The organism is Streptomyces sp. NBC_00223 (genome assembly GCF_036199905.1).
Classification (GTDB): domain Bacteria; phylum Actinomycetota; class Actinomycetes; order Streptomycetales; family Streptomycetaceae; genus Actinacidiphila.
In genome coordinates this window covers 2,528,294-2,554,312 of sequence record NZ_CP108109.1, presented here as the reverse complement: position 1 = coordinate 2,554,312, position 26,019 = coordinate 2,528,294, and the positions used below count along the sequence as shown (strand labels likewise).

Annotated in this window: 16 protein-coding genes; 6 read left to right on the top strand and 10 right to left on the bottom strand. The window is 72.6% G+C overall.

The genetic code is table 11. The features are described 5' to 3' along the window. Positions 1–5: 5 nt before the first annotated feature. The 4 genes from OHA30_RS10660 to OHA30_RS10645 all read right to left on the bottom strand — a co-directional run bounded on the left by OHA30_RS10660 (position 6) and on the right by OHA30_RS10645 (position 4,871). A complete protein-coding gene (locus OHA30_RS10660; RefSeq protein ID WP_328913577.1) occupies positions 6–953 on the bottom strand; it encodes a carbohydrate ABC transporter permease in 948 nt (315 codons plus the stop codon). Beyond that, the gene (locus tag OHA30_RS10655; protein WP_328913576.1) at positions 953–2,284 is read right to left on the bottom strand and encodes an ABC transporter substrate-binding protein; all 1,332 of its coding nucleotides are present in this window, start codon (positions 2,282–2,284) and stop codon (positions 953–955) included. Before OHA30_RS10655 ends, OHA30_RS10660 begins: the two co-directional genes overlap by 1 nt. Positions 2,285–2,440: 156 nt before the next feature. Continuing rightward, the gene (locus OHA30_RS10650; RefSeq protein ID WP_328913575.1) at positions 2,441–3,652 is read right to left on the bottom strand and encodes an ROK family transcriptional regulator; all 1,212 of its coding nucleotides are present in this window, start codon (positions 3,650–3,652) and stop codon (positions 2,441–2,443) included. 136 nt (positions 3,653–3,788) lie between these two features. After that, positions 3,789–4,871, bottom strand: coding sequence for a mechanosensitive ion channel family protein (locus tag OHA30_RS10645; RefSeq protein WP_405785624.1), 1,083 nt, complete (start codon positions 4,869–4,871; stop codon positions 3,789–3,791). Positions 4,872–5,143: 272 nt separating this feature from the next. Here OHA30_RS10645 and OHA30_RS10640 point away from each other — a divergent pair, with 272 nt between their 5' ends. After that, positions 5,144–5,680 (top strand): HNH endonuclease, encoded by a 537-nt coding sequence (locus OHA30_RS10640; RefSeq protein WP_328913574.1) that lies wholly within the window; start codon positions 5,144–5,146, stop codon positions 5,678–5,680. 49 nt (positions 5,681–5,729) lie between these two features. On the opposite strand, the gene OHA30_RS10635 is transcribed toward OHA30_RS10640, so the two are convergent. Further along, positions 5,730–9,164: a beta-N-acetylglucosaminidase domain-containing protein gene (locus tag OHA30_RS10635; RefSeq protein WP_328913573.1), complete on the bottom strand. Its 3,435-nt coding sequence runs from the start codon at positions 9,162–9,164 to the stop codon at positions 5,730–5,732. 289 nt (positions 9,165–9,453) lie between these two features. Here OHA30_RS10635 and pepN (OHA30_RS10630) point away from each other — a divergent pair, with 289 nt between their 5' ends. After that, positions 9,454–12,024: an aminopeptidase N gene (gene pepN, locus OHA30_RS10630; protein WP_328913572.1), complete on the top strand. Its 2,571-nt coding sequence runs from the start codon at positions 9,454–9,456 to the stop codon at positions 12,022–12,024. Positions 12,025–12,313: 289 nt separating this feature from the next. Then, positions 12,314–13,741 carry an alkaline phosphatase family protein gene (locus OHA30_RS10625; RefSeq protein ID WP_328913571.1) on the top strand — a complete coding sequence of 476 codons (1,428 nt, stop codon included), beginning with the start codon at positions 12,314–12,316 and terminating at the stop codon, positions 13,739–13,741. Between the two features lie 117 nt (positions 13,742–13,858). Here the strand turns inward: OHA30_RS10625 and OHA30_RS10620 are convergent, their stop codons facing one another. From OHA30_RS10620 to pepN (OHA30_RS10600), 5 genes are all read right to left on the bottom strand, one after another. Next, a complete protein-coding gene (locus tag OHA30_RS10620; RefSeq protein WP_328917811.1) occupies positions 13,859–14,092 on the bottom strand; it encodes a hypothetical protein in 234 nt (77 codons plus the stop codon). Between the two features lie 54 nt (positions 14,093–14,146). Continuing rightward, positions 14,147–16,234, bottom strand: coding sequence for a 4-alpha-glucanotransferase (malQ, locus tag OHA30_RS10615; RefSeq protein ID WP_328913570.1), 2,088 nt, complete (start codon positions 16,232–16,234; stop codon positions 14,147–14,149). A gap of 236 nt (positions 16,235–16,470) precedes the next feature. Continuing rightward, on the bottom strand, positions 16,471–19,833 hold the full coding sequence (locus OHA30_RS10610) for a S8 family serine peptidase (protein WP_328913569.1): 3,363 nt from the start codon (positions 19,831–19,833) through the stop codon (positions 16,471–16,473). Positions 19,834–19,962: 129 nt separating this feature from the next. Next, the gene (locus OHA30_RS10605; RefSeq protein ID WP_328913568.1) at positions 19,963–20,982 is read right to left on the bottom strand and encodes a hypothetical protein; all 1,020 of its coding nucleotides are present in this window, start codon (positions 20,980–20,982) and stop codon (positions 19,963–19,965) included. A gap of 210 nt (positions 20,983–21,192) precedes the next feature. Then, positions 21,193–23,787, bottom strand: coding sequence for an aminopeptidase N (pepN, locus tag OHA30_RS10600; protein ID WP_328913567.1), 2,595 nt, complete (start codon positions 23,785–23,787; stop codon positions 21,193–21,195). 195 nt (positions 23,788–23,982) lie between these two features. On the opposite strand from pepN (OHA30_RS10600), the gene OHA30_RS10595 reads away from it, so the two are divergent. The 3 genes from OHA30_RS10595 to OHA30_RS10585 all read left to right on the top strand — a co-directional run bounded on the left by OHA30_RS10595 (position 23,983) and on the right by OHA30_RS10585 (position 25,956). Further along, positions 23,983–24,624 (top strand): mycothiol-dependent nitroreductase Rv2466c family protein, encoded by a 642-nt coding sequence (locus tag OHA30_RS10595; protein ID WP_328913566.1) that lies wholly within the window; start codon positions 23,983–23,985, stop codon positions 24,622–24,624. 16 nt (positions 24,625–24,640) lie between these two features. Further along, positions 24,641–25,027, top strand: coding sequence for a VOC family protein (locus tag OHA30_RS10590; RefSeq protein ID WP_328913565.1), 387 nt, complete (start codon positions 24,641–24,643; stop codon positions 25,025–25,027). 326 nt (positions 25,028–25,353) lie between these two features. Beyond that, complete coding sequence (locus OHA30_RS10585) at positions 25,354–25,956, top strand: biotin transporter BioY (RefSeq protein ID WP_328913564.1); 603 nt, start codon at positions 25,354–25,356, stop codon at positions 25,954–25,956. The last annotated feature ends 63 nt before the right edge of the window (positions 25,957–26,019 follow it).

Below are 26,019 nucleotides of genomic sequence, written 5' to 3'. Positions count from 1 at the left end.
GAAAATCAGTCCTCCGCCGACAGGAAGCCGTTGCGGCGGCGCATCAGCAGGGCCGTGAACGCCATCGCCAGGACGAAGAGCACGAGCGCGATGACGCACGCGGAGCCGTAGTCGAAGCGCTGGAAGCCCCGTTCGTAGACGAGCTGCGGCAGGGTCAGGGTCGACTTGTCGGGGTAGCCGGGCTCGAACTGCTGGCCCGAGTTGCCGATGATGCCGGAGGCGACCTTCCCGGCGACCAGTGGCTGTGTGTAGTACTGCATCGTCTGGATGACCCCGGTGACCACCGCGAACATCACGATCGGCGAGATGTTGGGCAGTGTGACGTACCGGAAGCGGGTCCAGGCGCCGGCGCCGTCCAGCTCGGCGGCCTCGTACTGCTCCTTGGGCACGTCGAGCAGCGCGGCCATGAAGATGACCATCAGGTCGCCGATGCCCCACACGGCCAGGATGGTCAGCGCGGGCTTGGACCAGTGCGGGTCGGTGAACCAGCCGGGGGTCGGGATGCCGATCCCGCCGAGTATGTGGTTCACCGGCCCGGTACCGGGGTTGAGCAGGAAGACGAACGCCATGGTGGCGGCGACCGGCGGGGCCAGGTACGGCAGGTAGAAGGCCGTACGGAAGAAGCCCGCGCCTGTCTTGATCTTGGTGATCAGCAGCCCGATGCCCAGGCCGAAGATCACCCGCAGGGTCACCATCACCACGACCAGCCACAGCGTGTTGCGCAGCGCGGGCCAGAAGAAGGGGTAGTCGTTGAAGACGTAGGACCAGTTCTTGCCGCCGGTCCATGTCGGCGGGTTGATCCCGTCGTAGTGCATGAACGAGAAGTAGACGGTGGACAGCAGCGGGTAGGCGAAGAAGACGCTGAAGCCGATGATCCACGGGGACAGGAAGGCGAGGTTGCGGAGCGCGGCCTTGCGGCGCTTGGCTCTCAGCAGGGGGTGGACGGCGCTCATCACTTGGCCTGCGCGATGTCCTTGTCGACCTGTGCGTCGACGCCCTGCAGACCGGTGGTGAGGTCCTTGGACTTGCCGGCCTCGTAGGCGTAGCCGAAGTCCTGGAGGGTGAGCTGGTAGGCGCCGCCGTTGATGCTGGGCGGGGTGGTGGTGCTGTTCGCGTTCTGGGCGATGTCGATGAAGATGCGGAAGCCGGGGTCGGCGTCCAGCTTCGGCGACTTGAGCGCTTCCAGCGTGGAGGGCACGTTGTGGATCGCGTTGGCGAAGGAGACCACGGCGTCGGTGTCGGTGGTCATGAACTTCACCAGTTCCCAGGCCGCGTTCTTCTTGGCGCTGTTGTTGGCGATGCCGATGATCGTGCCGGACAGATAGCCCTTGCCGTAGGTGCTCTCCTGGTCGTCGGGGACCGGGAAGGGCGCCACTCCGAGGTCGTCCATCCCGGCGTCCTTGGCCATGCCGAGCCGCCACTCGCCGTCCATGCCCATGGCCACCTGGCCGGTCTGGAGCGGGTTCTTGGCGCCGAACTCGTCACCGAAGGTGTTGCGGTACTTCTCCAGCTTCTTGAAGCCGCCGAGCGACTTGACCATGTCCTGCTGCCAGTTGAACATCGCGGCGAAGCCGGGGTCCTTGGCGACCTGGGACTTGCCGTCGGCGTCGAAGTACTTCACTCCCCACTGCGCGGCCATGTGCGTGGTGGTGGACTCGTAGCCGTGGAAGTTCGGCATGAAGCCGAGCTGGGAGTACGAGTCCCCGCTGCTCCTGGTCAGCTTGACCGCGTCGGCCTTGAACTCGGAGAGCGTCTTGGGCGGGCCGCTGATCCCGGCCTCGGCGAACTCCTTCTTGTTGTAGTACAGGCCGTACGCGTCGCCGAGCAGCGGCAGGGTGCAGCGCTGTCCCTGGTACTGGGTGTACTCCAGCATCGGCTTGGGGAAGGTGGTCTCCGGGTCGATGGCGTCCTTCTTGAGGAAGGAGGACAGATCGGCGAGGGCGTTGGAGGAGCAGAACTTGCCGACGTTGTCGGTGGTGAAGGAGGAGACCACGTCGGGGGCCTTGTCGCCGCCGGCCCGCAGCGCCTGGTTGATCTTGTCGTCGGTGATGTTGCTCTGCACCTTGACGTGGATGTTGGGGTGCGCCTTCTCGAAGCGGGCGACGTTGTCGTTGATCGCCTTCAGCTCGTTGGGGGCGGTCCAGCCGTGCCAGAAGGTGATGGTGACGTCCTTGGTGGCGTCGTCGCTGGCCGTGGTCGAGCTCTGGCCCGTACACGCGCTCGCGAGCAGGGAAATCGCGGCAGCGGACGCCACCGCGGCGGCTGCTTTCGTCAGACGGGACACTGCGCTTTACCTCCGGGATCAAGGGGTACGAGGGTGTGGCGGGGTGTACGGGGGTGTGCTGGAGCGTGCTTGGGGTGTGCGGTGCCGTCACGACGGCGGGGGAGGATGCCGTCGCGTTCGGCCGGGCGGTGGACCGGGGGGTCCGGGGGCAGGGGGTCAGCGGGAGGTGTCGAACACCTCGTCGCGGGTGGTGGCGAGCGCGCTCTCCAGCGCGCCGCTCAGTACGGGGTGGCGCTGTACGGCGCCGAGCACCAGCCGGGGCCGGGGTACGGCCAGTTCGGCCAGTTCGGACTGGATCAGCGCCCGCAGGGGTTCCCCGCCGGCGACGGTCACCTCACCGGAGAGAACGATGAGTTCGGGGTCGAGCACGGCGACGAGCGAGGCGAGGCCGATGGCGGTGCCGGTGGCGCAGCGGGCGAGCAGTTCGGCGTGGGCGCCGTCCTCCTCGTGCCGCGCGGCGGCGTCGGTGAGCAGTTGCGCGGCGGCGTCCTGCTGGGTGCCTGCCGGGACGGTGATGCCGAGTTCCCGGGCGATCCGCACGACGGCGTTGCAGCCGGCGAGCTCCTGGAAGCCGCCGTTGTTGGCCTTGGTGACGTTGCGGACCAGCGGGGTGCCGGGCACCGGCAGGAAGCCGACCTCGCCGGCGCCGCCGGTGCGTCCGCGGTGCAGCCGGCCCCCTATCACCAGGGCGGCGCCGATGCCCTCCTCGTTCCAGAGCAGCACGAAGTCGTCGTGGCCCCGGGCCGCGCCGATCCGCTGTTCGGCGACCGCGGCGAGGTTCACGTCGTTGTCGTACTCCAGCGGCATCGGCAGGGCCGCGGCGAACTCGTCGAGCAGGCTGGCGGAGTGCCATCCGGGCAGATGGCTGGCGTAGCGCAGCCGTCCGGTGCTCGGGTCGAAGGCGCCGGGGGTGCCGATGACCACTCGGTGCAGATCGGTCCGGCTGATCCCGGCGGCCTTGACGGCTCCGTCGAGCGCCTCGACGACCTGCTCGACGGCGGTGCCGGCCCGGCGGTGCGGGGTGAGCAGCTTGAAGGTGCCGACGGTACGGCCGGTGATGTCGGCGACCGCGGCCCTGATCCGGTCGGTGTTGACATCGAGCCCGGCGACATGGGCGGCCGCCGGGTTGACGGAGTAGAGCTGGGCGTTGGGGCCGGGGCGGCCGGCGGTGGTGCCGGTGGCCAGGACGAGTCCGGCGGCTTCGAGCCTGGCCAGCAGCTGGGAGGCCGTGGGCTTGGACAGGCCGGTGAGCTTGCCGATCCGGGTGCGGGAGAGCGTGCCGTGCTCCAGGAGGAGGTCGAGCGCGGCGCGGTCGTTCATGGCGCGCAGTACGCGCGGCGTTCCAGGGGTGCCAGCCATGCGCGCCATCCTCCCTCAGTTCACTGTTAGGAAAGTTTCCTATTGGCAAAACGAAAGGTAGGCCCGTTATCGGCGGAGCGTCAAGAGGAGTCACCGGTCCTTCGGCCAAGTCGTTACCAACCCGGCCGGAGGAGTACGCCGGCGGTCAGTTCTCGCCGGCGGCCGGCGGGGGAGCGGACGGGCGGGCCTCGGCAGCCGGCTCGGCGGCGGCCGGGGCGCCCGCGGAGCCCCGCCCGTGCCCCTGCGCGGGCACCTGACCCGGCGCCTGCTCCTCGGCGTCCTCGGCCGAGGGCTCGCGGGCCGCCGTGGCGGCGGTCGCGCCCCCGGTGATCACGATGCCCGCCTCCTCGAACGCCTGCTTGATCCGCCAGCGCAGCTCCCGCTCCACCGCGGACGCCTGGCCGGGCGTGGTCCTGGCCTGCGCCCGGATCACCACCGAGTCCGCGTTCACCGACTCCAGGCCCAGCACCTTGACCGGCTCCCAGAGCCGCTCGTCCCAGGGGTCCTCCTTGGCCAGGGCCTCGGCCGCCGCCGTGATCACCGACCGGGCCCGCTCCAGGTCCTCGCCGCTGCCCACCTGCACGTCCACCACGGCCGTCGCCCAGCCCTGGCTGAGGTTGCCGATCCGCTTGACCTCGCCGTTGCGCACGTACCAGATCTCGCCGTTCTCGCCGCGCAGCTTGGTCACCCGCAGGCCGACCTCCACCACCGTGCCACTGGCCACCCCGGCGTCGATCACGTCCCCGACGCCGTACTGGTCCTCCAGGATCATGAAGACGCCGGACAGGAAGTCCGTGACCAGGTTCCGAGCGCCGAAGCCGATCGCCACTCCGGCCACCCCGGCGCTGGCCAGCAGCGGCGCCAGATTGATCCGCAGCACCGACAGCACGGTCAGCGCGGCCGTGCCCAGGATGAGGAAGGACGCGACGCTCCTGAGCACCGAGCCGATCGCCTCGCTGCGCTGCTTGCGCCGCTCGGCGTTGACCAGCAGCCCGCCGAGCGTGGTGTTCGCCGCGGCCTCCGCGCCCCGGTTCATCCGGTCGATGAGCCGGCTGATGGTCCGCCGGACCACCGAGCGCAGCACGACCGCTATGGCCACGATGAGCAGGATGCGCAGCCCCGCGTTGAGCCAGTCGGCCCAGTTCTCGTCCACCCAGCTGCCGGCCTGGGCGGCCGAGCGCGGCACGCTGTCGAGGGGTGTGTCGGCACTGGGCGTCGCGCTGGACACGGGCGGGGACCTCCGTAGGGCGTGGAACGAGCTTCCAATCTAGCCGCCGGACGTTCCTCTCCCCGGCCTCTCCCGGCCCGCGTTCACCCGGGCGGAACGCCCGCCGCGCCGGGGATACGAGGGGCGGTACGGGCCCCGCGCGGGCCGGTGTGCCGCAAAACACCCTCGGTCCGTTACCCGGGCATGGTGGCGCGCCGGACCGCCTTCCGGAGAGACTTGACGCAGATCGTCCCGGCGCGAGCCACGCGCCGCCGGCGTTAAAGGAGGCATCCGTGCCGCATGTCCTGGTCCTGAACGCGTCGTACGAGCCGCTCGGCGTCGTACCGCTCCGCCGTGCGCTTGTCCTCGTGCTCAACAACAAGGCCGTGTGCCTAGAGGAATCCGGCGCCTATCTGCACAGCGAGACCACGGCGCTGCCCGCGCCAAGTGTGGTGAAACTCACCAAATTCGTCCGGGTGCCCTTTCGTGGCACCGTGCCTCTCACCCGCCGAGCACTCTTCGCCCGCGACGGCGGCAAGTGCGCGTACTGCGGAGCCGCCGCCACCAGCGTCGACCACGTCATCCCGCGCAGCCGCGGCGGACAGCACGCCTGGGACAACGTGGTGGCGGCGTGCAGACGCTGCAACCACGTGAAGGCGGACCGCCATGTGGCCGAGCTGGGCTGGCGGCTGCGCCATCAACCGGCCCCGCCGTCCGGGCTCGCCTGGCGGATCATCGGGACCGGTCACCGGGACCCGCGCTGGTTGCCATACCTGCAACCTTTCGGCGCGGACGACGCCCTGGCCCGGATCGACGGCATATCAGCCTGAGATCCGGGCTTTCGTGTGTCACGGGGTGCTTCGCGGCCTGCGCGCGAGGTCACCCCGCGGCCGCGTACGCCTGAATGCCGTACAGCGAGTAGCCGTACTTGGTGGCCCGGCGCACCCCCTGCACCCGCAGGAAGCGGGTGTCGGCGGGGGAGTCGAGCCACACGGTCTCGTGGCCCCCGCCGCCGGCGGTGACGCTCGCCGCGGTCCGCCAGGTCACGCCGTCCGCCGAGGTCCGCACGTCGTAGGCCGCGGCGTAGGCGTCCTGCCAGCTCAGCTCCACCCGGCCCACCTTCGCCGGGGCGGCCAGCTCGACCTGCACCCAGGCGTCGTCCTCGACGGGTGAGGACCAGCGGGTCGCCGGATCGCCGTCGGTCACGTGCGCGGCGGGGAAGTCGGCCGTCTCGTTCCCGGACGAGGTCGCCCACCCGCCGGGCACGAGGTCCGGCCCGCCGGTACGCGGATGCGTGCGTACGGTGACCCGCCGCTCGACGGTCCTGCCGTCCACGGTGACGCGGACCGGGACGGAGTACGTGCCGGGGGCGGTGCCCGCGGGTACCGCGATCCGCAGCGGTACGGCGGTGGTGGCGCCTCGGCGCAGGGCGGCCGAGGCGGGGACCGTCACCCGCAGCGGCTTCGGCACGTCGTCGGCCGTGACGGCGGCCGTGGTGTCGCGGGGCAGTCCGGAGGCGACCCCGAGGGTCACGGTGGCCGCCGGGCCGCCGGCCTCGGCGTCCACCTCCGGCCGGTCGGCCGTCACCCGGGGCGCGTCCGCGAACCACGGCACGACCTCGCGCACCCCGTCACCGTCCGAGAGCCGTACGGCGTCGGCCCGCACCCCGGCGGGCAGCTCCGTCCAGCCGCCGTCCAGGACCCCGATCCGGCGCCAGCCGCCGTCGGCCAGACGGACGTCGACGGAGACGGGCGCGGGCGCGGGGTGCTCCCCGGGCTCCGGATGGGCGGCCGGCGGGGTCTCGGCGTCCGGCGGTCCCGGCGGGGGACCGCCGTCGGTGAGGTCGGCGGCGGTCCGCCCGGTGGTCGCGACCGTCACGGTGTCCAGCACCCGGGCGCCGCCGAAGTCGACGGTCACCGGGCCTGGCCCGGCGCCCGTGGACAGGTCGCCGTCCACCACCGCGGCGGCGTGTGCGCCGCCGGTGGCCGTGGGGGCGGCCGCGCCGGTCAGGGCCACGGCGAACTCCCTTACGGTCACCGCGCCCGGCTGGGTGCCGGTTGCGCGCAGCCGCACCTGGCGGGCCCGGGTGCCCTCGGGGAGGGTCGCGGTGATCACCGCCCGGTCGTGGTAGACGCCGATACGCCGCCAGCCGGTGCCGTCGTCGGCGATCTCCAGGACCGCGTCGTGCAGGAAGTCGTCGGAGCCGCTGCCGTCGCCCATGGTGATCCGCACCGAGCCGACCGGCCGCGACGTGCCGAGGTCGACCCCGAAGGAGTCGTCCGGCTGCGGCGGGGCGTCGCTGGACCAGGCGGTGGTGTCCTTGCCGTCGACCATCGCGGACGGGTCGGTGCCGTGCCCGGAGGACATCGTGGTCGTGGCGGTGCGGCCGTCCGCGCGCAGCCCGCTCCAGGCGTCGCCGTCGTCCACCGCGCGGGACAGGAAGCCGTCGAGGGTCTGCTCGCCGACCGTGGCGGTGCCCTGGGCCAGCGCGCCGCGGTCCCGGTCCAGCGCCTGCCGGGCCCGCCACGCGGCGGTGTCGTCGCCCCGCGCCTGGGCCATCAGCATGTCGAGGGCGTGCCCGCCCGCCGAGCCGTAGCGCGACAGACGGTCGAGCCAGGGCCGTACCTCGTCGCCGAAGGTGCCGTCCGCCAGGCCGCCGAGGGCCGTGGGGGAGGTGCGCATGACCGTGAAGGCGGACCGCAGCTTCTGCTCGGCGGCGGTGAGCCGGGCCGGGTCCGCGCCGTCCAGCGCGGACCCGAACTCCTCGATCGGCGGCCGCAGATAGGCCGACTCCTCGCCGCCGAGCGCGGACGACGTCTCGTTCCCGGCGAGCGCGCCCAGCGCCGCGCGGGCGGCCGGGTCGCCGCCCGCCAGGTCGTCGATCGCGGCCCGCCAGGACGCCGCCGGGTCGTAACCCCGGGGATTCCAGGCGAAGTCGGCCGCCGTGAAGAGCGGAACGCGCGACGCGGTCGGCTGCTGCATCGCGCTCGCCAGCAGCCCGGCGGAGACCGTCGCGACGGCGGGCTCACGGCCGGTGTAGGGGCCGAGGAAGAGCCGGCCGGGCGCGAAGTCGTTGACCGGGTAGTTGTCGACGGTCAGCAGCGGGTGCCGCAACGCGGCCTTGGCGCCCGCCACTTGGGCGCCGGTGATGGTCGCGGGCAGCACCCCGACGCCGGTCCAGGCCACTTCGACCGCCGGATCGAGCGCCTTGGCCAGCGCGGTCCGGTACGGGGTCGGGCCGTCCTGGTAGAACTCGGTGGGCAGCAGGGAGAGTTCGGGCGCGTCGGCGCCGTACCGGTCGGCGAGGTAGGCGGCCGTCGCGTTGGCCGTGCTCGCCTGCGCGCGGGCGGCCGCGTCCGGGCCGGTGCCGAAGCGGGCCGCGTCCGCGCCGCAGTGCCACTCGCTGTAGCTCACGTCCTGGAACTGGAGTTGGAACGCCCGCACGCCCAGCGCCCACATCGCGTCGAGCTTGCGCTCCAGCGCGCGCTGGTCGTCCCGTGAGGAGAAGCACATCGCCTGTCCCGGCGCGACGGCCCAGGCGAGCGTGACATGGTCCTGCTGGGCCCGCCGGGCCAGCGCGCGGAAGTCGGCCCGCTGACCGGCCGGGTAGGGCTCGCGCCACTGCGCCTGGCGGTAGGGGTCGTCGCCCGGCGCGTACAGAAAGCGGTTCTGCTTGGTGCGGGCCAGGAAGTCCAGCTGGGCCAGCCGCTGGGACTGGGTCCACGGCACGCCGTAGAAGCCCTCCGTGACGCCGCGCACGGGGGCGGTGGGCCAGTCCCTGACCACGACGGCGGCGAAGCCCTTCTCGCCGTTCTTGCCGTCCTCGCCGTTCTCGGTGGTCGTGAGCTGACGGAGGGTCTGGGCGGCGTGGAAGAGGCCGTCGTCGCCGACCCCGTCCATGGCGATCACGGCGCCGCTGACGGCCAGCCGGTAGCCGCCCGCCGGCAGGTCGCCCGTGGCGGGGGCGCCGAGCCCGGCGAGCGGACCGGCGGCCGCGGTGCCCAGATAGACGGCCAGACCGGGGCCCGGGGTGTGCGCCCGTGTGACCGTGCCCGCGCCCGCGGCGCGCAGCGCGTCCTCGACGACGTCGAGCGCGTACGGGTCGGGGTTGTCGGCCGGGTCCGTCACGAGCGTGACCCGCGGGGTGACCCGGGCGAAGTCGCCCTGCGCGCGCAGGGACTGGGGCTTGGGCCACACGGCCGGAGCCGTGGAGCCCTGCTCGGTCGGCGAGGTGGCGCCGGCCGGGTGCGTCGCGGGGCTCTGGTCCGCGAGAGCGGGCGCCTGACCGAGCCAGCCGCCGAAGACGGTGGCCATGACTGCTACGGCGGAGGTCCTGCGCAGCACGGTGTCCCTTCCGGTGGGGCGGCGAAGGCGGAACGCGAGCCCATCACTCGGGTCCCGTGCGTGTCAACGTCGGACGGCCTCGGCGTCGACGAATGTGCCGGTGACGGCGGGCGCGGGACCCGCGGACGCCGGCCCACCGGTACCGGCGGGCGGGCGCGGTGGGAAAACGGAACCCGCGGAGCGGGCGCGCGGCGCGGGGGAAGGGGGCGCGTGCGAGGATGGGCGTCTCACCAGGCGAGAAGAGAAGGAGTGGCCCGCCGTGGCTGGTACGAACCTCACGCGCGAGGAGGCGCAGGAGCGTGCGCGCCTTCTGAGCGTGGACGCTTACACGATCGAGCTCGACCTGAGCGGCGCCCAGGACGGAGGTACGTTCCGCTCGGAGACGACCGTGCGGTTCGACGTCCGGGAAGCGGGATCGACCTTCATCGACCTGGTCGCGCCCACTGTGCGCGAGATCGTGCTGAACGGTGAGCCGCTCGACCCCGCGGACGTCTTCGCGGACTCCAGGATCGCGCTGACGTCCCTGCGGGCGGGCGGAAACGAGCTGCGGGTCGTCGCCGAGTGCGCGTACACGAACACCGGTGAGGGCCTGCACCGGTTCGTCGACCCGGTCGACAAGCAGGCATATCTGTACACGCAGTTCGAAGTACCGGACGCCCGGCGGGTCTTCGCCGCCTTCGAACAGCCCGATCTCAAGGCGACCTTCGCGTTCACCGTGAAGGCCCCCGTCGGCTGGACCGTCGTCTCCAACTCGCCCACCCCCGAGCCCCCGGCCGACGGTGTGTGGGTCTTCGAGCCGACCCCGCGCATCTCGACGTACATCACCGCGCTGATCGTCGGCCCGTACGCCTCGGTGCACAGCAGCTGGGAGGGCGACGGCCGCAGCGTACCGCTCGGCGTCTACTGCCGGCCCTCGCTCGCCGAGCACCTGGACGCGGAGGAGATCTTCGCGGTGACCCGGCAGGGCTTCGACTGGTTCGAGGAGAAGTTCGGCTGCGCCTACCCGTTCGCCAAGTACGACCAGCTGTTCGTCCCGGAGTTCAACGCGGGCGCGATGGAGAACGCGGGCGCGGTCACCATCCGCGACCAGTACGTCTTCCGCTCGAAGGTCACCGACGCCGCGTACGAGGCGCGCGCGGAGACGATCCTGCACGAGCTGGCGCACATGTGGTTCGGCGACCTGGTCACCATGGAGTGGTGGAACGACCTGTGGCTGAACGAGTCGTTCGCCACCTACACCTCGATCGCCTGCCAGGCGTCCGCCGCCGGCTCGAAGTGGCCGCACGCCTGGACGACCTTCGCCAACTCGATGAAGACCTGGGCGTACCGGCAGGACCAGCTGCCGTCCACCCACCCGATCATGGCGGAGATCAACGACCTGGACGACGTGCTCGTCAACTTCGACGGGATCACGTACGCCAAGGGCGCGTCCGTGCTCAAGCAGCTCGTCGCGTACGTCGGCCAGGACGAGTTCTTCGCGGGCGTGCAGGCGTACTTCCGGCGGCACGCGTGGGGGAACACCCGGCTGCCCGACCTGCTGGGCGCGCTGGAGGAGACCTCCGGGCGCGATCTGCGGACCTGGTCGAAGGCGTGGCTGGAGACCGCCGGGATCAATGTGCTGCGCCCGGAGCTGACGGTGGACGCGGACGGGGTCGTCACCTCCTTCGCCGTACGCCAGGAGGCCCCTGACCTGCCCGTCGGCGCCAAGGGCGTGGCCGTGCTGCGGCCGCACCGGATCGCGGTGGGCGCCTACGACCTCACCGAGGGCCGGCTGGTCCGCACCCGCCGGGTCGAGCTGGACGTGGACGGCGCCCTGACCGAGGTGCCGGAGTTCGCCGGGACCCGCAGGCCCGATGTGATCCTGCTCAACGACGACGACCTGTCGTACGCGAAGGTGCGGCTCGACGAGCGGTCGCTCGCCGTGGTCCGCGACCACGTGGGGGACTTCACCGAGTCGCTGCCGCGCGCGCTGATCTGGGCGGCCGCCTGGGACATGACCCGCGACGGTGAGCTGGCCGCCCGCGACTATCTGGACCTGGTGCTGCACGGCATCGGTAAGGAGACCGACATCGGCGTGGTGCAGTCCCTGCACCGCCAGGCCAAGCTGGCGCTGGAGATGTACGCGGACCCGGCGTGGCGGGAGACCGGGCTCGCCCGCTGGACCGAGGCGGCGCTCCGGGAGCTGACGGCCGCCGCCCCCGGCAGCGACCACCAGCTCGCCTGGGCCCGGGCGTTCGCGCTGACCGCCCGTACCCCCGAGCAGCTGGACATCCTCGCCGGACTGCTGGACGGCGGCGTGTCGTACGAGGGCCTGACCGTGGACACCGATCTGCGCTGGGCGCTGCTGACCCGGCTGGCCGCGACCGGCCGGGCCGGCGAGGAGGCGATCGACGCGGAGCTCGTACGCGACCCGACCTCGGCCGGCGAGGAGCACGCGGCGGCCGCGCGGGCGGCCCGGCCGAGCGCGGAGGCCAAGGCTGAGGTGTGGGCCTCGGTGGTGGAGCACGAGAAGCTGCCGAACGCCGTGCAGGAAGCCGTCATCCACGGCTTCGCGCAGGCCGACCAGCGTGAACTGCTCGCCCCCTACACCGAGCGCTACTTCGCGGCGGTCAAGCAGGTGTGGGACTCGCGCAGCTACGAGATGGCCCAGCAGGTCGTGGTCGGGCTCTACCCCTCGCTCCAGGTCTCGCAGGCCACGCTGGACGCCACCGACGCCTGGCTGGCGAGCTCCGAGCCGGCTCCGGCGCTGCGCCGGCTGGTCGTGGAGTCCCGCTCCGGTGTGGAGCGCGCGCTGAAGGCCCGGGCCGCGGACGCGGCGGCCGCGGGCTGAGTCCGCGAGGCAGGACGTACGGCGGTGCCCCGGGTGTGATCACCCGGGGCACTGTTGCGTCCCGGCCCGCCGTACGTCCAGCCGGATGATCTTGAGCGCGGCTCCGCGGTCCGCCGGGCGCGTCGGTCGTGGCGACTCGGCCGGAGGCTGCACTGTGTGCTCAACCACTCTTTGCACATTGGCCACTTGTTCACCTGGAACCTCCATCGCCCCACGCCCGACCCCCGGGAAGGTGCCAGGGGGCCCGACAGCCGCGCCCCCGGACCCGACAGCTCAAGGAGGAACGTTCATGGCCGAGTTGACGCGACGCAGGCTCCTCGGATCGGCGGCGGGTGCCGTCGGCGGCGCCGCGGCGCTGTCCCTGCTGCCGCCCAGCGTGCAGAAGGCCGTCGCGGCCGGTCCGCCCCGCCGCGGCTCGATCCGCGACATCGAGCACGTCGTGCTGCTGATGCAGGAGAACCGTTCGTTCGACCACTACTTCGGCACGCTCTCGGGCGTCCGCGGCTTCGGCGACCCGCAGGCGCGGATCCTGTCCACCGGGCGTTCGGTCTTCTACCAGCCCGACGACGTCAACCCCGAGGGCTATCTGCTCCCCTTCCATCTGGACACCACGAGCAGCAGCGCCCAGGCCATCCCCTCCACCAGCCACGCCTGGGCCGTGCAGCACCGGGCCTGGAACAACGGCGAGATGGACCAGTGGCTGCCCGCGCACCGCGCCGCTGACGGCGCCAACGGCCCCTATGTGATGGGCTACTACACCCGCGAGGACATCCCCTTCCAGTTCGCCCTCGCCGAGACCTTCACCATCTGCGACCACTACTTCTCCTCGGTGATGGGTCCCACCTGGCCCAACCGGCTGTATTGGATGACCGCGAGCATTGACGCCGCGGGCACCCTGGGCGGCCCGATCACCAACAACACCGCTCCGACGCCGTACCGCTGGACCACCTACGCCGAACGGCTCCAGGCGGCGGGCGTCAGCTGGAAGGTCTACCAGCAGGAGGACGACTACGGCTGCAACGTCCTGGAGCGCTTCCAGAGCTTCAAGGACGCCCAGCCCGGGTCGCAGCTGTACGAGCGCGGGGTGCGCCCGCAGCCCGAGGGCACCTTCGAGGACGACGCACGCAACGACCGGCTGCCGGCGGTCTCCTGGATCATGCCGACCAGCTACCAGTCGGAGCACCCCGACTATCTGCCCGCCGCCGGAGCGGACTTCGTGGCCCAGAAGATCGAGGCCATCGCGGCCAACCCGAAGGTGTGGGCCAAGACCGCGTTCATCCTCAGCTACGACGAGAACGACGGCCTCTTCGACCATGTCGTCCCGCCCAACCCCAAGGAGGGCACCCCGGACGAGTATGTGCAGGGGCTGCCGATCGGCGGCGGCTTCCGGGTCCCGGCGATCATCGTCTCGCCGTGGACGGTCGGCGGCTGGGTGGCGAGCGAGACCTTCGACCACACCTCGGCGCTGCGCTTCCTCGAACACTTCACCGGTGTCGAGGAGCCCAACATCAGCCAGTGGCGGCGGCGTACGTTCGGCGATCTGACCTCGGCGTTCCGCTTCTCGGACGCCCGGCCGCTGCCGCCGCGGCTGCCGGAGGACACGGCCGACCAGCTGGCCAGGGCGAAGGAGGAGGTCGCGACGCTGCCGAAGCCGGCCCTGCCGGGGGCCGAACAGCGCTTCCCCCGCCAGGAGTACGGCGACCGCCCGCACACATAGCGTTCCCGGGCGCCCTCCGCCCCCGCTTCGCCGGCGCCGTCCGGTTCCGGGCAGCACTGAGCCCCCGCCGCGCCCGGTCGGACGGCGCTTCGGGGGCTGGGCCGGTGAGGCGGAGCCTCAGTCGTGCGTCCTGTGGGACTTGTCGGTCACCATGATCACGCCCGCGATGATCCCGAACAGGACCAGCGGGCAGGCCACGAACAGCCCGAGCGTCTGGATGACACTGAGGCCGGAACCCGGGTCGTCGCCGTCGTCGCGGGCCAGCGCGAACGCGGGGGACGACACCAGCAGCATCATCGTCGTAGCGGCGGTGACGACCCCGGCGCGTACGGCCTTCTTGTTGAGCTTCATGTCCACGCGCTCAATGTAGTGACCGCCCTCGCGGGCCGCGCGGCCGGGGGTGCTTTACGGGTGCCGGGCGCGCTGCCGGGAGGCGCCGCCACCGGGGGACAGCGCCCGCCGCACCTCGTCCGCCAGCGCGTGCAGCCGGGGCGAGGCGGCCAGCTGCTCCAGCGTGAGCGGTGTCCCGTCGCGCCCGGCCACCGGCAGCCGCCAGTTCGGGTACTCGTCCGAGGTGCCCGGCAGATTCTGCGGGCGGCGGTCGCCGACCGCGTCCGGCAGCCACACACCCACCATCCGGGCCGGGGTACGGGCCAGGAACCGGTGCACGGCCTTGACCACCGCCTCCTCGTCCGCCGAGCCCTCCGGCAGCAGCCCGAGCCGGCAGAGCAGCGCGATCCACTCGGCGACCTCGGCGGCGGCCGCGGTCTCCTCCTCGCGCAGCGGGCGGGTCAGCAGGCCCAGCCGGTGGCGCAGCTCGACATGCTCGCCGGTCAGCCGCGCGGCGGTGCTCGGCAGGTCGTGGGTGGTCGCCGTGGCCAGACAGGACTCCCGCCAGGCGGCGGGCGGCAGCGGACGGGGGTCGGCGCAGTCGTACCGCCGCTCGAACCACAGCACGGACGTGCCGAGGATGCCCCGGTCGGTCAGCTCCTCGCGGACCCCCGGCTCCACCGTGCCCAGGTCCTCGCCGATGACGACCGCCCCGGCCTCGTACGCCTCCAGGGCCAGCAGGCCGAGCATCGCCTCCGCGTCGTAGCGGACGTACGCGCCCTCGGTCGGCGGGCGGCCCTCGGGCACCCACCACAGCCGGAACAGGCCCATGACGTGGTCGATCCGCAGGCCCCCCGCGTGCCGCAGCATCCGGGAGATCAGATCGCGGTAGGGGGCGTACCCGGCGGCGGCCAGCGCGTCCGGGCGCCACGGCGGCAGCCCCCAGTCCTGGCCGCGCGAGTTGAACGCGTCCGGCGGCGCGCCGATCGACATCCCGCCCGCCAGCACATGCTGCATCGACCAGGCGTCCGAGCCGGAGGGGTGCACGCCCACGGCGAGGTCGTGCACGATGCCGACCGGCATGCCCGCGTCACGCGCGGACTGCTGGGCCGTGCCGAGCTGGCTGTCGGTCAGCCAGGTCAGCCAGCAGTGGAAGTCCACCCGGTCGAGGTACTCCCGGCGGGCGCGGGCCACCTGCGGGGAGCGCGGGTCGCGCAGCCCCGCGGGCCAGGAACGCCAGTCGGTGCCGTGGATCTCGGCCAGCGCCGACCAGGTGGCGTGGTCGTCCAGCGCCTGGCCCTGCGCGGCCAGGAAGTCGGCGTACGCGGCCCGGCGGCCGGGGCTCAGCGGCACCTCGCGCAGCAGCGCCAGCGCCTCGGCCTTGAGCGCCCACACCGCGTCGCGGTCGATCAGCGCCTCCTTGAGCAGCACATTGTCCCGCAGCGCGGCGGCCCGGCTCAGCAGCCGCGCGACCCGCTCACGGGCCCCGGGCGGCAGATACGCGAACTCCGGGATCTCCTCGACCCGCAGATACACCGGGTCAGGGAAGCGGCGCGAGGACGGGCGGTACGGCGACGGGTCGGTGGGGCTGCCGGGCACGGCCGCGTGCAGCGGGTTGATCTGCACGAAGCCCGCGCCCAGGGTGCGGCCGGACCAGGCGGCGAGGTCGGCCAGGTCGGCGAGGTCGCCCATGCCCCAGGAGCGGCTGGAGAGCGTCGAGTAGAGCTGCGCCATGAAGCCGAAGGTCCGGGCGGGCGGGCCGGGCAGGGACGTCGGGGCGACGACGAGGTCGCCGCGCGCGGTACGGCCGTCCGGGGTCTCGGCGCGCAGCGCGTAGCGGCCGGGGACGTCCGGGACGTCCGGCAGCGGGACGCCGACCGAGGTCTCGACGGTGAGCCGGGTGCCGGCGGGCAGGGCGGGGAGCGCGTCGGCCAGGGTACGGCGGCCCGGCCGCACCACCGTGCACGGCGGGAGCAGGCGCTCGGCCGCGCGGGCGTCGTACGCGGCCAGGGCGTCCCGGACCGCGCGGGGGGTGGAGGCGTCCACGCCCAGGGCGGCGAGCACGGCCACGACGGTGTCGTCGGGGACGGGGTGCTCCGCGGTGGGGGTGGGGCGGTGGGTGAGGTCTACGCCGTACAGCGCGGCGAGCCGTACGCGGTCCATCGGGGCCTCCGGGGTCGCAGGGGTGCGAATGAGGACTACCCCGTGCGGTCCCGCCCCTACCTCGGCCACCCTTGCGCGGGGCGCCCGCTCCGGGGGAGGGCGGCGCGCATGCCGTCGCCGCCCGTCCGCGCCCGGCCCGCGGTGGGAGCGCCGGCGGAACAAACGCGGGGCGGACGCTCGGGAAGAGCGCCCGCCCCGCGGTTCAGCACACGGTCCCGCTCATGGAACCGTCCCGCTTAGGGAACGGCCCTGGTGATCAGCACACTGCCGGTGCCCGCCACCGAGCCCTGCGCGTCCAGGAGCCGCACCTGGCCGAAGAGCTGCCGGCCGGCGGGCGCCGGGCCGGAGGCCAGCACGGACGCCGAGACCTGCGCGCGGGCGCCCTGGGCCAGCTTCACCTTCGCCGTCTCGTCCACCGTGACCTGGCCGAGGGCCGAGGAGTAGTACACGTCCTCGTAGGAGTAGGTGGTGGTGCCGGCCGGCACCGAGTAGGCGTTGACCAGGAAGGTGTACTCACCCGGGGCCGGGTTCGACAGGCTGACCGACTCGTCGGAGCCGCCGCCCGCGGACTGCGCCACGAGCACGTCGTCCCGGTACACGTACAGATCGAGGTCGGCCGCGGTGTCGGAGGGCGAACCGATCGAGACGTCCAGACGTGAGACACCCGTCGGCAGCGTCACCTGCGTGACCTGCGTGTCGTCCTCCGCGATCGTCGGAGTGGCGTCGACGGCCGAGCCCAGCGGCCCGCCCTTCAACGTGCCCTGGAGCCCGGCGAACCGATTGGTGACCTGCCAGTCGACGGGCGTCGGCGTGCCGATCTTCGCCTCGTCCAGGGTCCGCACGGCCGGGTCGAAGGCCACGCCCAGCAGCGAGACCGTCAGCTTGTACGGGTTGTCGAGCTGCGCCGAGGTGCGGCGCGCCTCGACGTCGATCTCCCACACGCCCGGCAGCGGATCGGTGTAGTAGCGCACATCGGGCCGGCAGACGTTCGCCGGGTTGGTGTAGTTCGGGTAGCAGTCACTGGTCTGCGTCGAGTCCATCGGCACGCCGTACGGGTGCAGCGCGATGAACCGGGTCTGGCTGCCCGCCTTCAGACCGCTCATCGCGACCTCCAGCGAGGTGACGCCGGCCGGCACGGTCACGAAGTACGCCGTCGTCAGATTCCGTACGGCCGTACCGGAGCGGCTCAGCGTGTACGAGGGCCCGGCGACCGGCGCGGAGACGATCACGGTCACCGGGATCTGCGTGTCGGTGCCGCGGGTCAGCGGGTCGTCCAGGTTCAGCAGCGCGCTGTGCACCCCGGCGGTCCGCGGCTTGGCGGTGATCCGCACGGTCACGCCCTTGCCCAGCGGCAGCTTGACCAGCGGTCCGCCCTCGACCTTGAAGGTGCCGTCGTTGTGCGCCCAGGTCAGCGTCTGGAGCTGCGCGGCGGCGGCGCCCCCGGTACGGGTGACGGTCACGCTGTACGTGCGCTGCTGACCGGTCTTCAGCCCGCCCTCGCGGTCGTACACACCGGTGCCGTACCCGGGGGTCTGGAGGTAGCTCGACAAGGTGGTGTCCACCGGGGCCTTCACGGTGTACGTGTCGGCGGAGACACCGCGCTTGAGCAGGTCCCAGGCCGGGCCGACCGCGATGAGGCCGGCGCCCTGGTCGACGGTGTGGAAACCGGCGATCGGGCGCGCGGTGCTGGTCAGCGCGGTCCGCAACTGCGCCGGGCGGACGGTGAGACGGTTCGCCTTGGCCGCCGAGAGCAGCAGCGCCGAGGCGCCCGCGACCTGCGGGGAGGCCATCGAGGTGCCCTGGAGCAGCGCGTACCCGGGCGGCAGGTCGTAGCCCGCCTCCTTCACCGGCGCGCCGGGCTCCCAGGTCGGTACGGCGTTGACGGACGCGCCGGGCGCGGTGAGGACCGGGGCGAGGCCGCCGTCCTCACGCGGGCCGCGCGCCGAGAAGGGCATCACCGAGTAGGCGGCGGACGTCTGCGAGCCGTAGTCCGCGGCCCAGGTCTCCTTGGAGATGGACGCGGCGACGCTCAGTACGTGGTCGGCCAGTCCGGGGTCGCTGATGGTGTTGACGCCGGCGCCGTCGTTGCCCGCGGAGTTCACCAGCTGGACGCCGTAGGTGTCGACGAGCTGGGTGTAGAGCCGGTCGCGGGCGCTGGCGCCGTCGTTGAGCGAACCGAGGCCGCCGATCGAGAGGTTGACGACATCGACGTGCCGGTTGACGACCAGGTCGATCATGCCCTCGGTCAGCGCCACGCTGGTGCAGCCGGTACTGAAGGCGCAGGCGCGGGCGGAGACGATCTTCGCGCCGGGCGCGGCGCCGTTCATCTTGCCGCCGAACAGCCCGTTGGCGGCGGTGATGCCCGCCACGTGGGTGCCGTGCTCGGACTGCACGAGGCCGATGTTGACGAAGTCCGCGGTCTGACCGACCCAGGTCCCGCCGTACGGGTCCATGGGCACGTTCTTGCGGATCTCGATGGTGAACGGGATCGACTCCGAGATCGCGGTCTTCGGGTCGTCGGTGCCGAAGTGGCCGATCTGGAAGCCGTCCTTGTACGGCTTCATCGCGGTGTCGTCGGTGAAGTCGCCGTTGTTGTTCAGGTCGACCCGTACGGTCCCCTTGGCCGGGTCGTACAGCACGCCCCACACGTCGGTGGTGTCGCCGTCGCGGTTGAGGTCGCCGTTCATGTCGCCGCCGATGGTGGCGGATTCGGCGAAGGTGCTGAACTTGTACGAGCCCTCGGGCGCGGTCCAGGTGCGGCCGGACACGGTGAAGTGGGGGCCGGAGACCGCGGTGACCATCGGCCGCCAGGTGGCGTCGCCGTCGATGATCGGGTCGGTCTCGGTCACCCAGTCGACGATCTTGCGCTCGCCCGTGGTGGTCTTCTGGAGCGCCGGGTGCCCGACGTCCACGCCGGTGTCGAGGACGCCGACGGTGATCCCGCGGCCGTCGTAGGCCGGGTGGTTCTTGACGAAGTCCACCGCGCCGGTCTCGAAGGACGGCTGGTACGGGTTCTTCGCCGGGGTGTTCCGGTCCGGCCCGGGGTAGGTCGTGGTGTGCCCCGGCCGCTGACCGCCGAAGGTCGCGGGGGCGTCGGACGCCGGGACCGGGTCGTCCAGGGTGATCTCCTGCTTGAGGTCGATCGCCAGCACCTGGGGGAGCTTCTGGGCCGCGGTGAGCGCCGAATCCGCCTTGCCGGTGGGCACGGTGGCGCGTACGTAGCCGAGCTGGTCGTACGTCATGCCGATGCCGGCGCCCCGCTCGCGCAGTTTGGAGACGACCTGCGCGGTGTCGCCCGGGGTCGTGGCGACCATGAAGGTGACGCTCTGGTCGTGGTCGGCCTTGGCCTGGGCCAGCAGTGCGGCGTCGGCCGAACCGAGCTTGTCGGACGCGTCCTTGGCGGGCGCGCCCTGGCCCGGGCCGTCGGCCGGGGCACCGCCGCCGGCGCCGGGGGTACCGGTCGGGGCGGTGAGGGGGGAGGAGGGCGCCTGGTCGGCGACCGCGAGCGCGGGCCCGGCGGCCGTCAGCGCGGCGACCAGACCCGCGGCCAGCGCGAGGCGGGCCGCGTGTCTCTTCCCGGATATGTGAACGAGTGGCATGGGCATCCTTGTTCGGACGGTCGGGGTCTGTTCGAAGCGCGGAACCGTATGACCGTTCACAATGAAGGAATGGGCAGGTCTTTGGGAAGTTTTTGACCTTCTCGTGGGGCGGCTGTGGCAGGAATCCGCTCAGCGGGGGGTGACCACCACATAGGCGGCGGGCGTCCGGCCGGCCGAGCCGGACAGCGCCGCCCGTACCACGGCCGCCTGCTGCTCCACGGCGCTCCACAGCTTCGCCGGGGTCAGGTAGAGCACGGTGATGCCCAGCGTCTCCAGGCGCTCGCGCTGCCGGGCCCTGGCCACCCACACCAGGTCGTCGTCGGTCCGGTCGTCGTCGGCGTGCGGATCGGCGGCGACGGCCACCGCCACCGCGTGCTCGGGCCAGTAGGCGTCCACCCCGCCCAGCGGCGGCCCGCCCGGCAGGTCCAGTTCGACGTTCCACACCGGGTCGGGCAGACCGTGGCCGCGGACCATCGTGTAGAGCCGCTGCTCGGCCATCGCCCGGTCCTCGGCCCGCAGCACGTCCAACGCCCGCCGCACGTACGGCCGTTCCAGCAGCCCGGCGGCCTCCAGCTCGCGCAGTACGGCCGAGGCGTCGCAGTGCCCGCCGCGCAACGCCTCGGCGAAGAGCACCCGTACGGTGTCCAGGTCGTCCAACTCCGCGACCGCGTCGGCCAGGGCGCGGGCGACCGGGGCGCAGGGCAGCCCGCAGACGTCCTGCGGGCGGGGCAGTTCGCGCACCCGGTGGATGCTGACGTCCCCGGCGTCGCGCAGCCGGCGCTGCCGGGCCACCAGCACATCGATCCGGGGGAGTCCGGTCAGCGGCGGCACACAGGAGAAGCGGTGGAGGGCGAGCGCGGCGAGGCCCGTCACCATCGCCTCCCGGCCGCCGCCGACCGGGCCGTGCGCGCCCGGGTCGCGGCCGGCGTAGAGCAGCGCGGCCCGCACCCGTTCCTCACTGCTGGGCGGGCCCGGATGCAGCAGCATGACCTGCGGGAGCAGTTGCCGCCAGGGACCGCCGGGCCGGCAGCGCTCGGCGATGAGGGCCGGCGCCAGCCCGTACTCGCGCAACTGGCGGACCGTCACGACGCTGTCGTGGGTGCGGGCGGGACGGTCCGGGGTGCAGGGGGTGAGGCTGTTCGCGTTCATGGCCAGGAGCTTCCCGCCATGGAGGCGGTCACTAACCGTTGTTACGGATTCGTCGACATAAACGGACAACACGGGGCTAAAGTTCACGCGTTCGGATGCCGAGTCCGCTTCGTTCACCCACTTGAGTGACGACACACCCTGCCACCTGGGCTCTTCCACGACAGCGGGTGCCGCCCCCGGCAAGGGGCGGCACCCATGGGCGCGAGCCGGTCAGCGCCCCGCGTCGCACGCCTGGGCGCGCAGCGCCCGGGACAGGTCGTCACGGCTCTCAAGGACCAGCCGCCGCAGCGCGGGGGCCGCGTCGGCGCGGTCCGCCAGCCACGCGTCGGCGGCCTCCAGCGTCTCGGGCCGGTCCTGGAGCGACGGGAAGAGCCCGCGGACGACCGCCATCCCGATCTCGATCGAACGCGACTCCCACAGCCCCTCGATCACCGCGAAGTACGGCCGCGCGTAGGGCGCGGTCAGCTCCTGCTGACCTGGCTGGGCGAAGCCCGCGATGGTCGCCTCCACCAGCGCGTTGGACAGCGCGTCGGACTCCACCACGGCCGCCCACGCCGCCGCCTTCACCTCGGCCGACGGCCGCGCCGCCAGGCAGCGCACCTCGTGCCGGTGCCCGGACGCCGTGTCGTCCCTGGCCCGTTCGGCCGCGATCACCGAGGCGTCCGCGACGCCCTCGGCGGTCAGCGTCTCCAGGAACGTCCAGCGCAGCTCCTGGTCCACCTCCAGCCCGTCGATCTTCGCCGTACCCTCCACCAGGCCCTGGAGCAGCTGGAGATCGGCCGCGGAGGACGCCACCGCGGCGAGGAAGCGGGCCCACGCCAGCTGGTGACCGCTGCCCGGCTCTGCCAGCCGCAGTTCGCCCAGCGCGCCCTCGGCCAGCCCGCGCCCGGCCTCCGCGCGCGCCTGTGGCGCCACGTAGTGGGTCAGCGCCGAGCGGGCCTGCGTGTGCAGCGACTGGAGCACCCCGATGTCGGACTCCTGCCCGGCGAACCGCAGCACCAGCGCCAGGTAGTCGCGGGCCGGCATCAGCCCGTCCCTGGTCATGTTCCACACCGCCGACCAGGCCAGCGCCCGTGCCATCGGGTCGGCCAGGTCGCCCAGCCGCTCGTGCAGGGTGTCGAGCGACGCCTCGTCGAAGCGGATCTTGCAGTACGTCAGATCGTCGTCGTTGACCAGGATCAGATCAGGACGGGGCTGCCCGGTCAGCTCCGTGACCACCGTGCCGGCCCCGGACACGTCCGTCTCGGCCCGCGCGTACCGCTCCAGGGCGCCGTCCGCGCCGCGCCGGTACAGGCCCACCGCGACCCGGTGCGGGCGCAGTTCGGGGTGGGACGGGTCCGCGGTCTGGGCCACCGTCAGTTCGGTGATCCGGTCCTCGGCGTCGTACACCGCCTGCGGAGTCAGCGAGTTGACGCCCGCGGTCTCCAGCCAGGCCCGCGACCAGGCGGCCATGTCCCGGCCCGAGGTCTCGGCCAGCACCGACAGCAGGTCGCCGAGCGTGGTGTTGCCGTAGGCGTTGCGCTTGAAGTAGCGCCTGGCCGCTTCGAGGAAGTCGTCCCGCCCGACGTAGGCGACGAGCTGCTTGAGGACGGCGGCGCCCTTGGAGTACGTGATGCCGTCGAAGTTGAGCTTGGCGTCCTCCAGGTCGCGGATGTCGGCGACCACCGGGTGCGTGGAGGGCAGCTGGTCGGCCCGGTAGGCCCACGCCTTGCGGCGGTTGGCGAAGGTGATCCACCCCTCGGTGAACTCGGTCGCCTCCACCTGCGCGAAGGCGCCCATGAAGTCCGCGAAGGACTCCTTGAGCCACAGGTCGTCCCACCACCGCATCGTCACCAGGTCGCCGAACCACATGTGCGCCATCTCGTGCAGGATGACGTTCGCCCGGTGCTCGTACGACGTCCGGGTGACCTTGCCGCGGAAGACGTACTCCTCCCGGAAGGTCACACACCCCGGGTTCTCCATCGCGCCGAGGTTGTACTCCGGCACGAACGCCTGGTCGTACTTCCCGAACGGGTACGGGTAGTCGAAGTGGTCGTGGAAGAAGTCCAGGCCCTGCTTGGTCACCGCGAAGATCGCGTCGGCGTCGAAGTGCTTGGCCAGCGATCTGCGGCACAGCGCGGACAGCGGCACCTCCAGCGCCGCCCCCTCGGCCTGCTCCCGCGTGTAGTGGTCGTGCTCGACGTGGTACGGGCCCGCGACGACCGCCGTGATGTACGTGGAGATCGGCCGCGTCGGCAGGAAGCGGACCGTGGCGCCGCCGCCGTCGGCCGCCGCGGGCTCGCCGTCGCGCTCGGCGTTGCCGATCACCGTCCAGCCCTCGGGCGCGGTCACCCGGAAGGTGAACGGGGCCTTGAGGTCCGGCTGTTCGAAGTTCGCGAAGACCCGGCGGGCGTCGGCCGGCTCGTACTGCGTGTAGAGGTAGACCTCACCGTCCTCGGGGTCCTCGAAGCGGTGCAGGCCCTCGCCGGTCCGGCTGTAGGCGCACCGCGCGTCGACCTCGAGCGTGTTGCGCTCGGCGAGGCCGTCCAGCGCGATCCGGGCGCCGTCGAAGACGGCCGCCGGGTCGAGGTCGCGGCCGTTGAGCCGTACCGAGGTGACCTCCGGCGCCACCAGGTCCGCGAAGGACGAGGCGCCGGGGCGTGAGCAGCGGAAGTCGATCACCGTCGTGGAGCGGAACGTGCGGGTCCCGCCGTCGGGCGCGGGACCGAGGGCGGACCGTACGTCCAGCGCCACGTCGTACCGCTCGACGGACAGGATCGCGGCCCGCTCACGGGCCTCCTCGCGGCTCAGATTCTCGCCGGGCACGGGCGACTCCTTTGTCTTCCCCTGGGGTGGACGCGCTGGATCGCAGCGCCCTCGCATCCTCCCACGGGGGTACGGACGGGGCTGCGGGGAATGCGCGGGGCGGGGCGGTGCGTTCCACGTCACGGGCACTCCTAGCCCATGCCCCGAACGGGCCGGTACGACTTTTTTCGCACGAGTTCGCACGAGGAGTACGCAGTGACCTCCACCGCTCCCGAGAAGACCCCAGCCGACTTCTGGTTCGACCCGCTCTGCCCCTGGGCGTGGATGACCTCCCGCTGGATGCTGGAGGTCGAGAAGGTGCGCCCGGTCGACGTCCACTGGCACGTGATGAGCCTCGCGGTGCTCAACGAGGACAAGCTGGACACGCTGCCCGAGGAGTACGCGACCTTCCTGCGCGACGCCTTCGGGCCGGTCCGCGTCGTGGTCGCCGCGCAGGAGCTGCACGGCGACGAGTACGTCGGCAAGCTCTACACCGCGCTCGGCACCCGTTTCCACAACGAGAGCCTGCCGAAGACGCGCGAGACCATCGTGGCCGCCCTTGAGGAGGTCGGCCTGCCCGCCGACCTGGCCGACTACGCCGACTCCGACGCGTACGACACGCAGCTGCGCGCCTCCCACAAGGAGGGCATCGACAAGGTGGGCCAGGACGTCGGCACGCCCGTCATCGCCGTCCCCGGCCCCGACGGCGAGGAGATCGCCTTCTTCGGTCCCGTCGTCACCCCGACCCCGCGCGGCGACCAGGCCGCCCGGCTCTGGGACGGCACCCTGCTGGTCGCCTCGGTCCCCGGCTTCTACGAGATCAAGCGCTCGCGCACCGCCGGCCCCAGCTTCGACTGAGAGCGACCGCTTCCGCATGCCGCACCTCGGCCTGACGGCTCTCGTCGTCCGCGACTACGACGAGGCCATCGCCTACTACACCCACGCCCTCGGCTTCGAGCTGTGCGAGGACAGCCCGCGCGGCGACGGCACCCGCTGGGTGACCGTCGCCCCGCCGGGCTCCCGCGAGACCGGTCTGCTGCTGGCCCGCGCCGCGACTCCCGAACAGGCGGCCAGGGTCGGCGACCAGACCGGCGGCCGGGTCGGTCTCTTCCTCAACACCGACGACTTCGACCGCGACTACACCCGGATGGTCGCCGCCGGGGTCGTCTTCGAGGAGGAGCCGCGCTACGAGCCGTACGGCGCGGTCGTGGTCTTCCGGGACCTGTACGGGAATCGGTGGGACCTCATCCAGCCGGTGTGAGGGCTCCGCGCGGCCGGCGGCCCCGGCCGCGTCCGGGTTGGTGGAACCCCACAGCCGGATGGGGAGCGTGAGAACAGCGGGGCGGACGGGTACGCGTCCGCCCCGCGTCGGCTCGCCAAACGTGATGTCGCTCACTCGACCTGCCGAAACGCGGCCCGTTCGGCGGGCGTTCGGATCGGTGTGCAGGGCACGGACCGGGTGCGGAACGGACACGGAAGTCTCCAAGGAGCGCGGCACGGCTTTGTTGGAGTCCTACGGCGAAGCGCCGCGGGTCGCTGGGTTAGCGTCACGGTGTCCCCGACCACCCTCACCCTCGCGGAGTCCCGATGAGCACCGCTTCACCCGCCGTCACACCCGCCGCCGGTTCCGTACTCGCCGACCTGCTGCCCGCCTCCTCCGTCACCCGGGCCCGGCTGCGCGACGCGGCCCTGGTGCTCGGCGGCGCCGCACTCACCGGGCTGGCCGCCCAGCTCTCCGTGCCGGTGCCCGGCTCGCCCGTGCCCGTCACCGGACAGACCTTCGCCGCGCTGCTGGTCGGCACGGCGCTGGGCACCCGCCGCGGTGTGGCCGCCCTGGGGCTGTACGCGGCCGCGGGTGTGGCCGGGATGCCGTGGTTCGCGGAGGGCTCCTCCGGCTGGTCGATGCCGAGCTTCGGCTACATCCTCGGCATGCTCGTCGCCTCCGGCGTGGTCGGCGCGCTGGCCCGGCGCGGCGGCGACCGCACGGTGCTGCGGACGGCCGGTGTCATGGTGATCGGCTCGCTGATCATCTACGCGATCGGCGTCCCGTACCTGGCCCACTCCGCCCATCTGTCCGCGAGCCAGGCACTCTCCCTCGGCCTCAAGCCGTACCTCCTGGGCGACGCCCTCAAGGCCGCCCTGGCCATGGGCGCCCTCCCGGCAGCCTGGCGCCTCGCGGGCCACAAATAACCAACGACGCCCGGGCGGGCATACGCTTTTCAGCCCGCCCGGCGTTTGAGGGCAGTCCCAGCC

Bases quoted from the DNA above. Each gene is read 5' to 3' on its own strand.
- OHA30_RS10650 (WP_328913575.1), bottom strand. From the start codon at position 3,652: ATGGCGCGCATGGCTGGCACCCCTGGAACGCCGCGCGTACTGCGCGCC.
- OHA30_RS10605 (WP_328913568.1), bottom strand. From the start codon at position 20,982: ATGAACGCGAACAGCCTCACCCCCTGCACCCCGGACCGTCCCGCCCGC.
- OHA30_RS10625 (WP_328913571.1), top strand. From the start codon at position 12,314: ATGGCCGAGTTGACGCGACGCAGGCTCCTCGGATCGGCGGCGGGTGCC.
- OHA30_RS10635 (WP_328913573.1), bottom strand. From the start codon at position 9,164: ATGGCCACCGTCTTCGGCGGCTGGCTCGGTCAGGCGCCCGCTCTCGCG.
- malQ (WP_328913570.1), bottom strand. From the start codon at position 16,234: ATGGACCGCGTACGGCTCGCCGCGCTGTACGGCGTAGACCTCACCCAC.
- OHA30_RS10660 (WP_328913577.1), bottom strand. From the start codon at position 953: ATGAGCGCCGTCCACCCCCTGCTGAGAGCCAAGCGCCGCAAGGCCGCG.
- OHA30_RS10585 (WP_328913564.1), top strand. From the start codon at position 25,354: ATGAGCACCGCTTCACCCGCCGTCACACCCGCCGCCGGTTCCGTACTC.
- OHA30_RS10620 (WP_328917811.1), bottom strand. From the start codon at position 14,092: ATGAAGCTCAACAAGAAGGCCGTACGCGCCGGGGTCGTCACCGCCGCT.
- OHA30_RS10590 (WP_328913565.1), top strand. From the start codon at position 24,641: ATGCCGCACCTCGGCCTGACGGCTCTCGTCGTCCGCGACTACGACGAG.
- OHA30_RS10610 (WP_328913569.1), bottom strand. From the start codon at position 19,833: ATGCCACTCGTTCACATATCCGGGAAGAGACACGCGGCCCGCCTCGCG.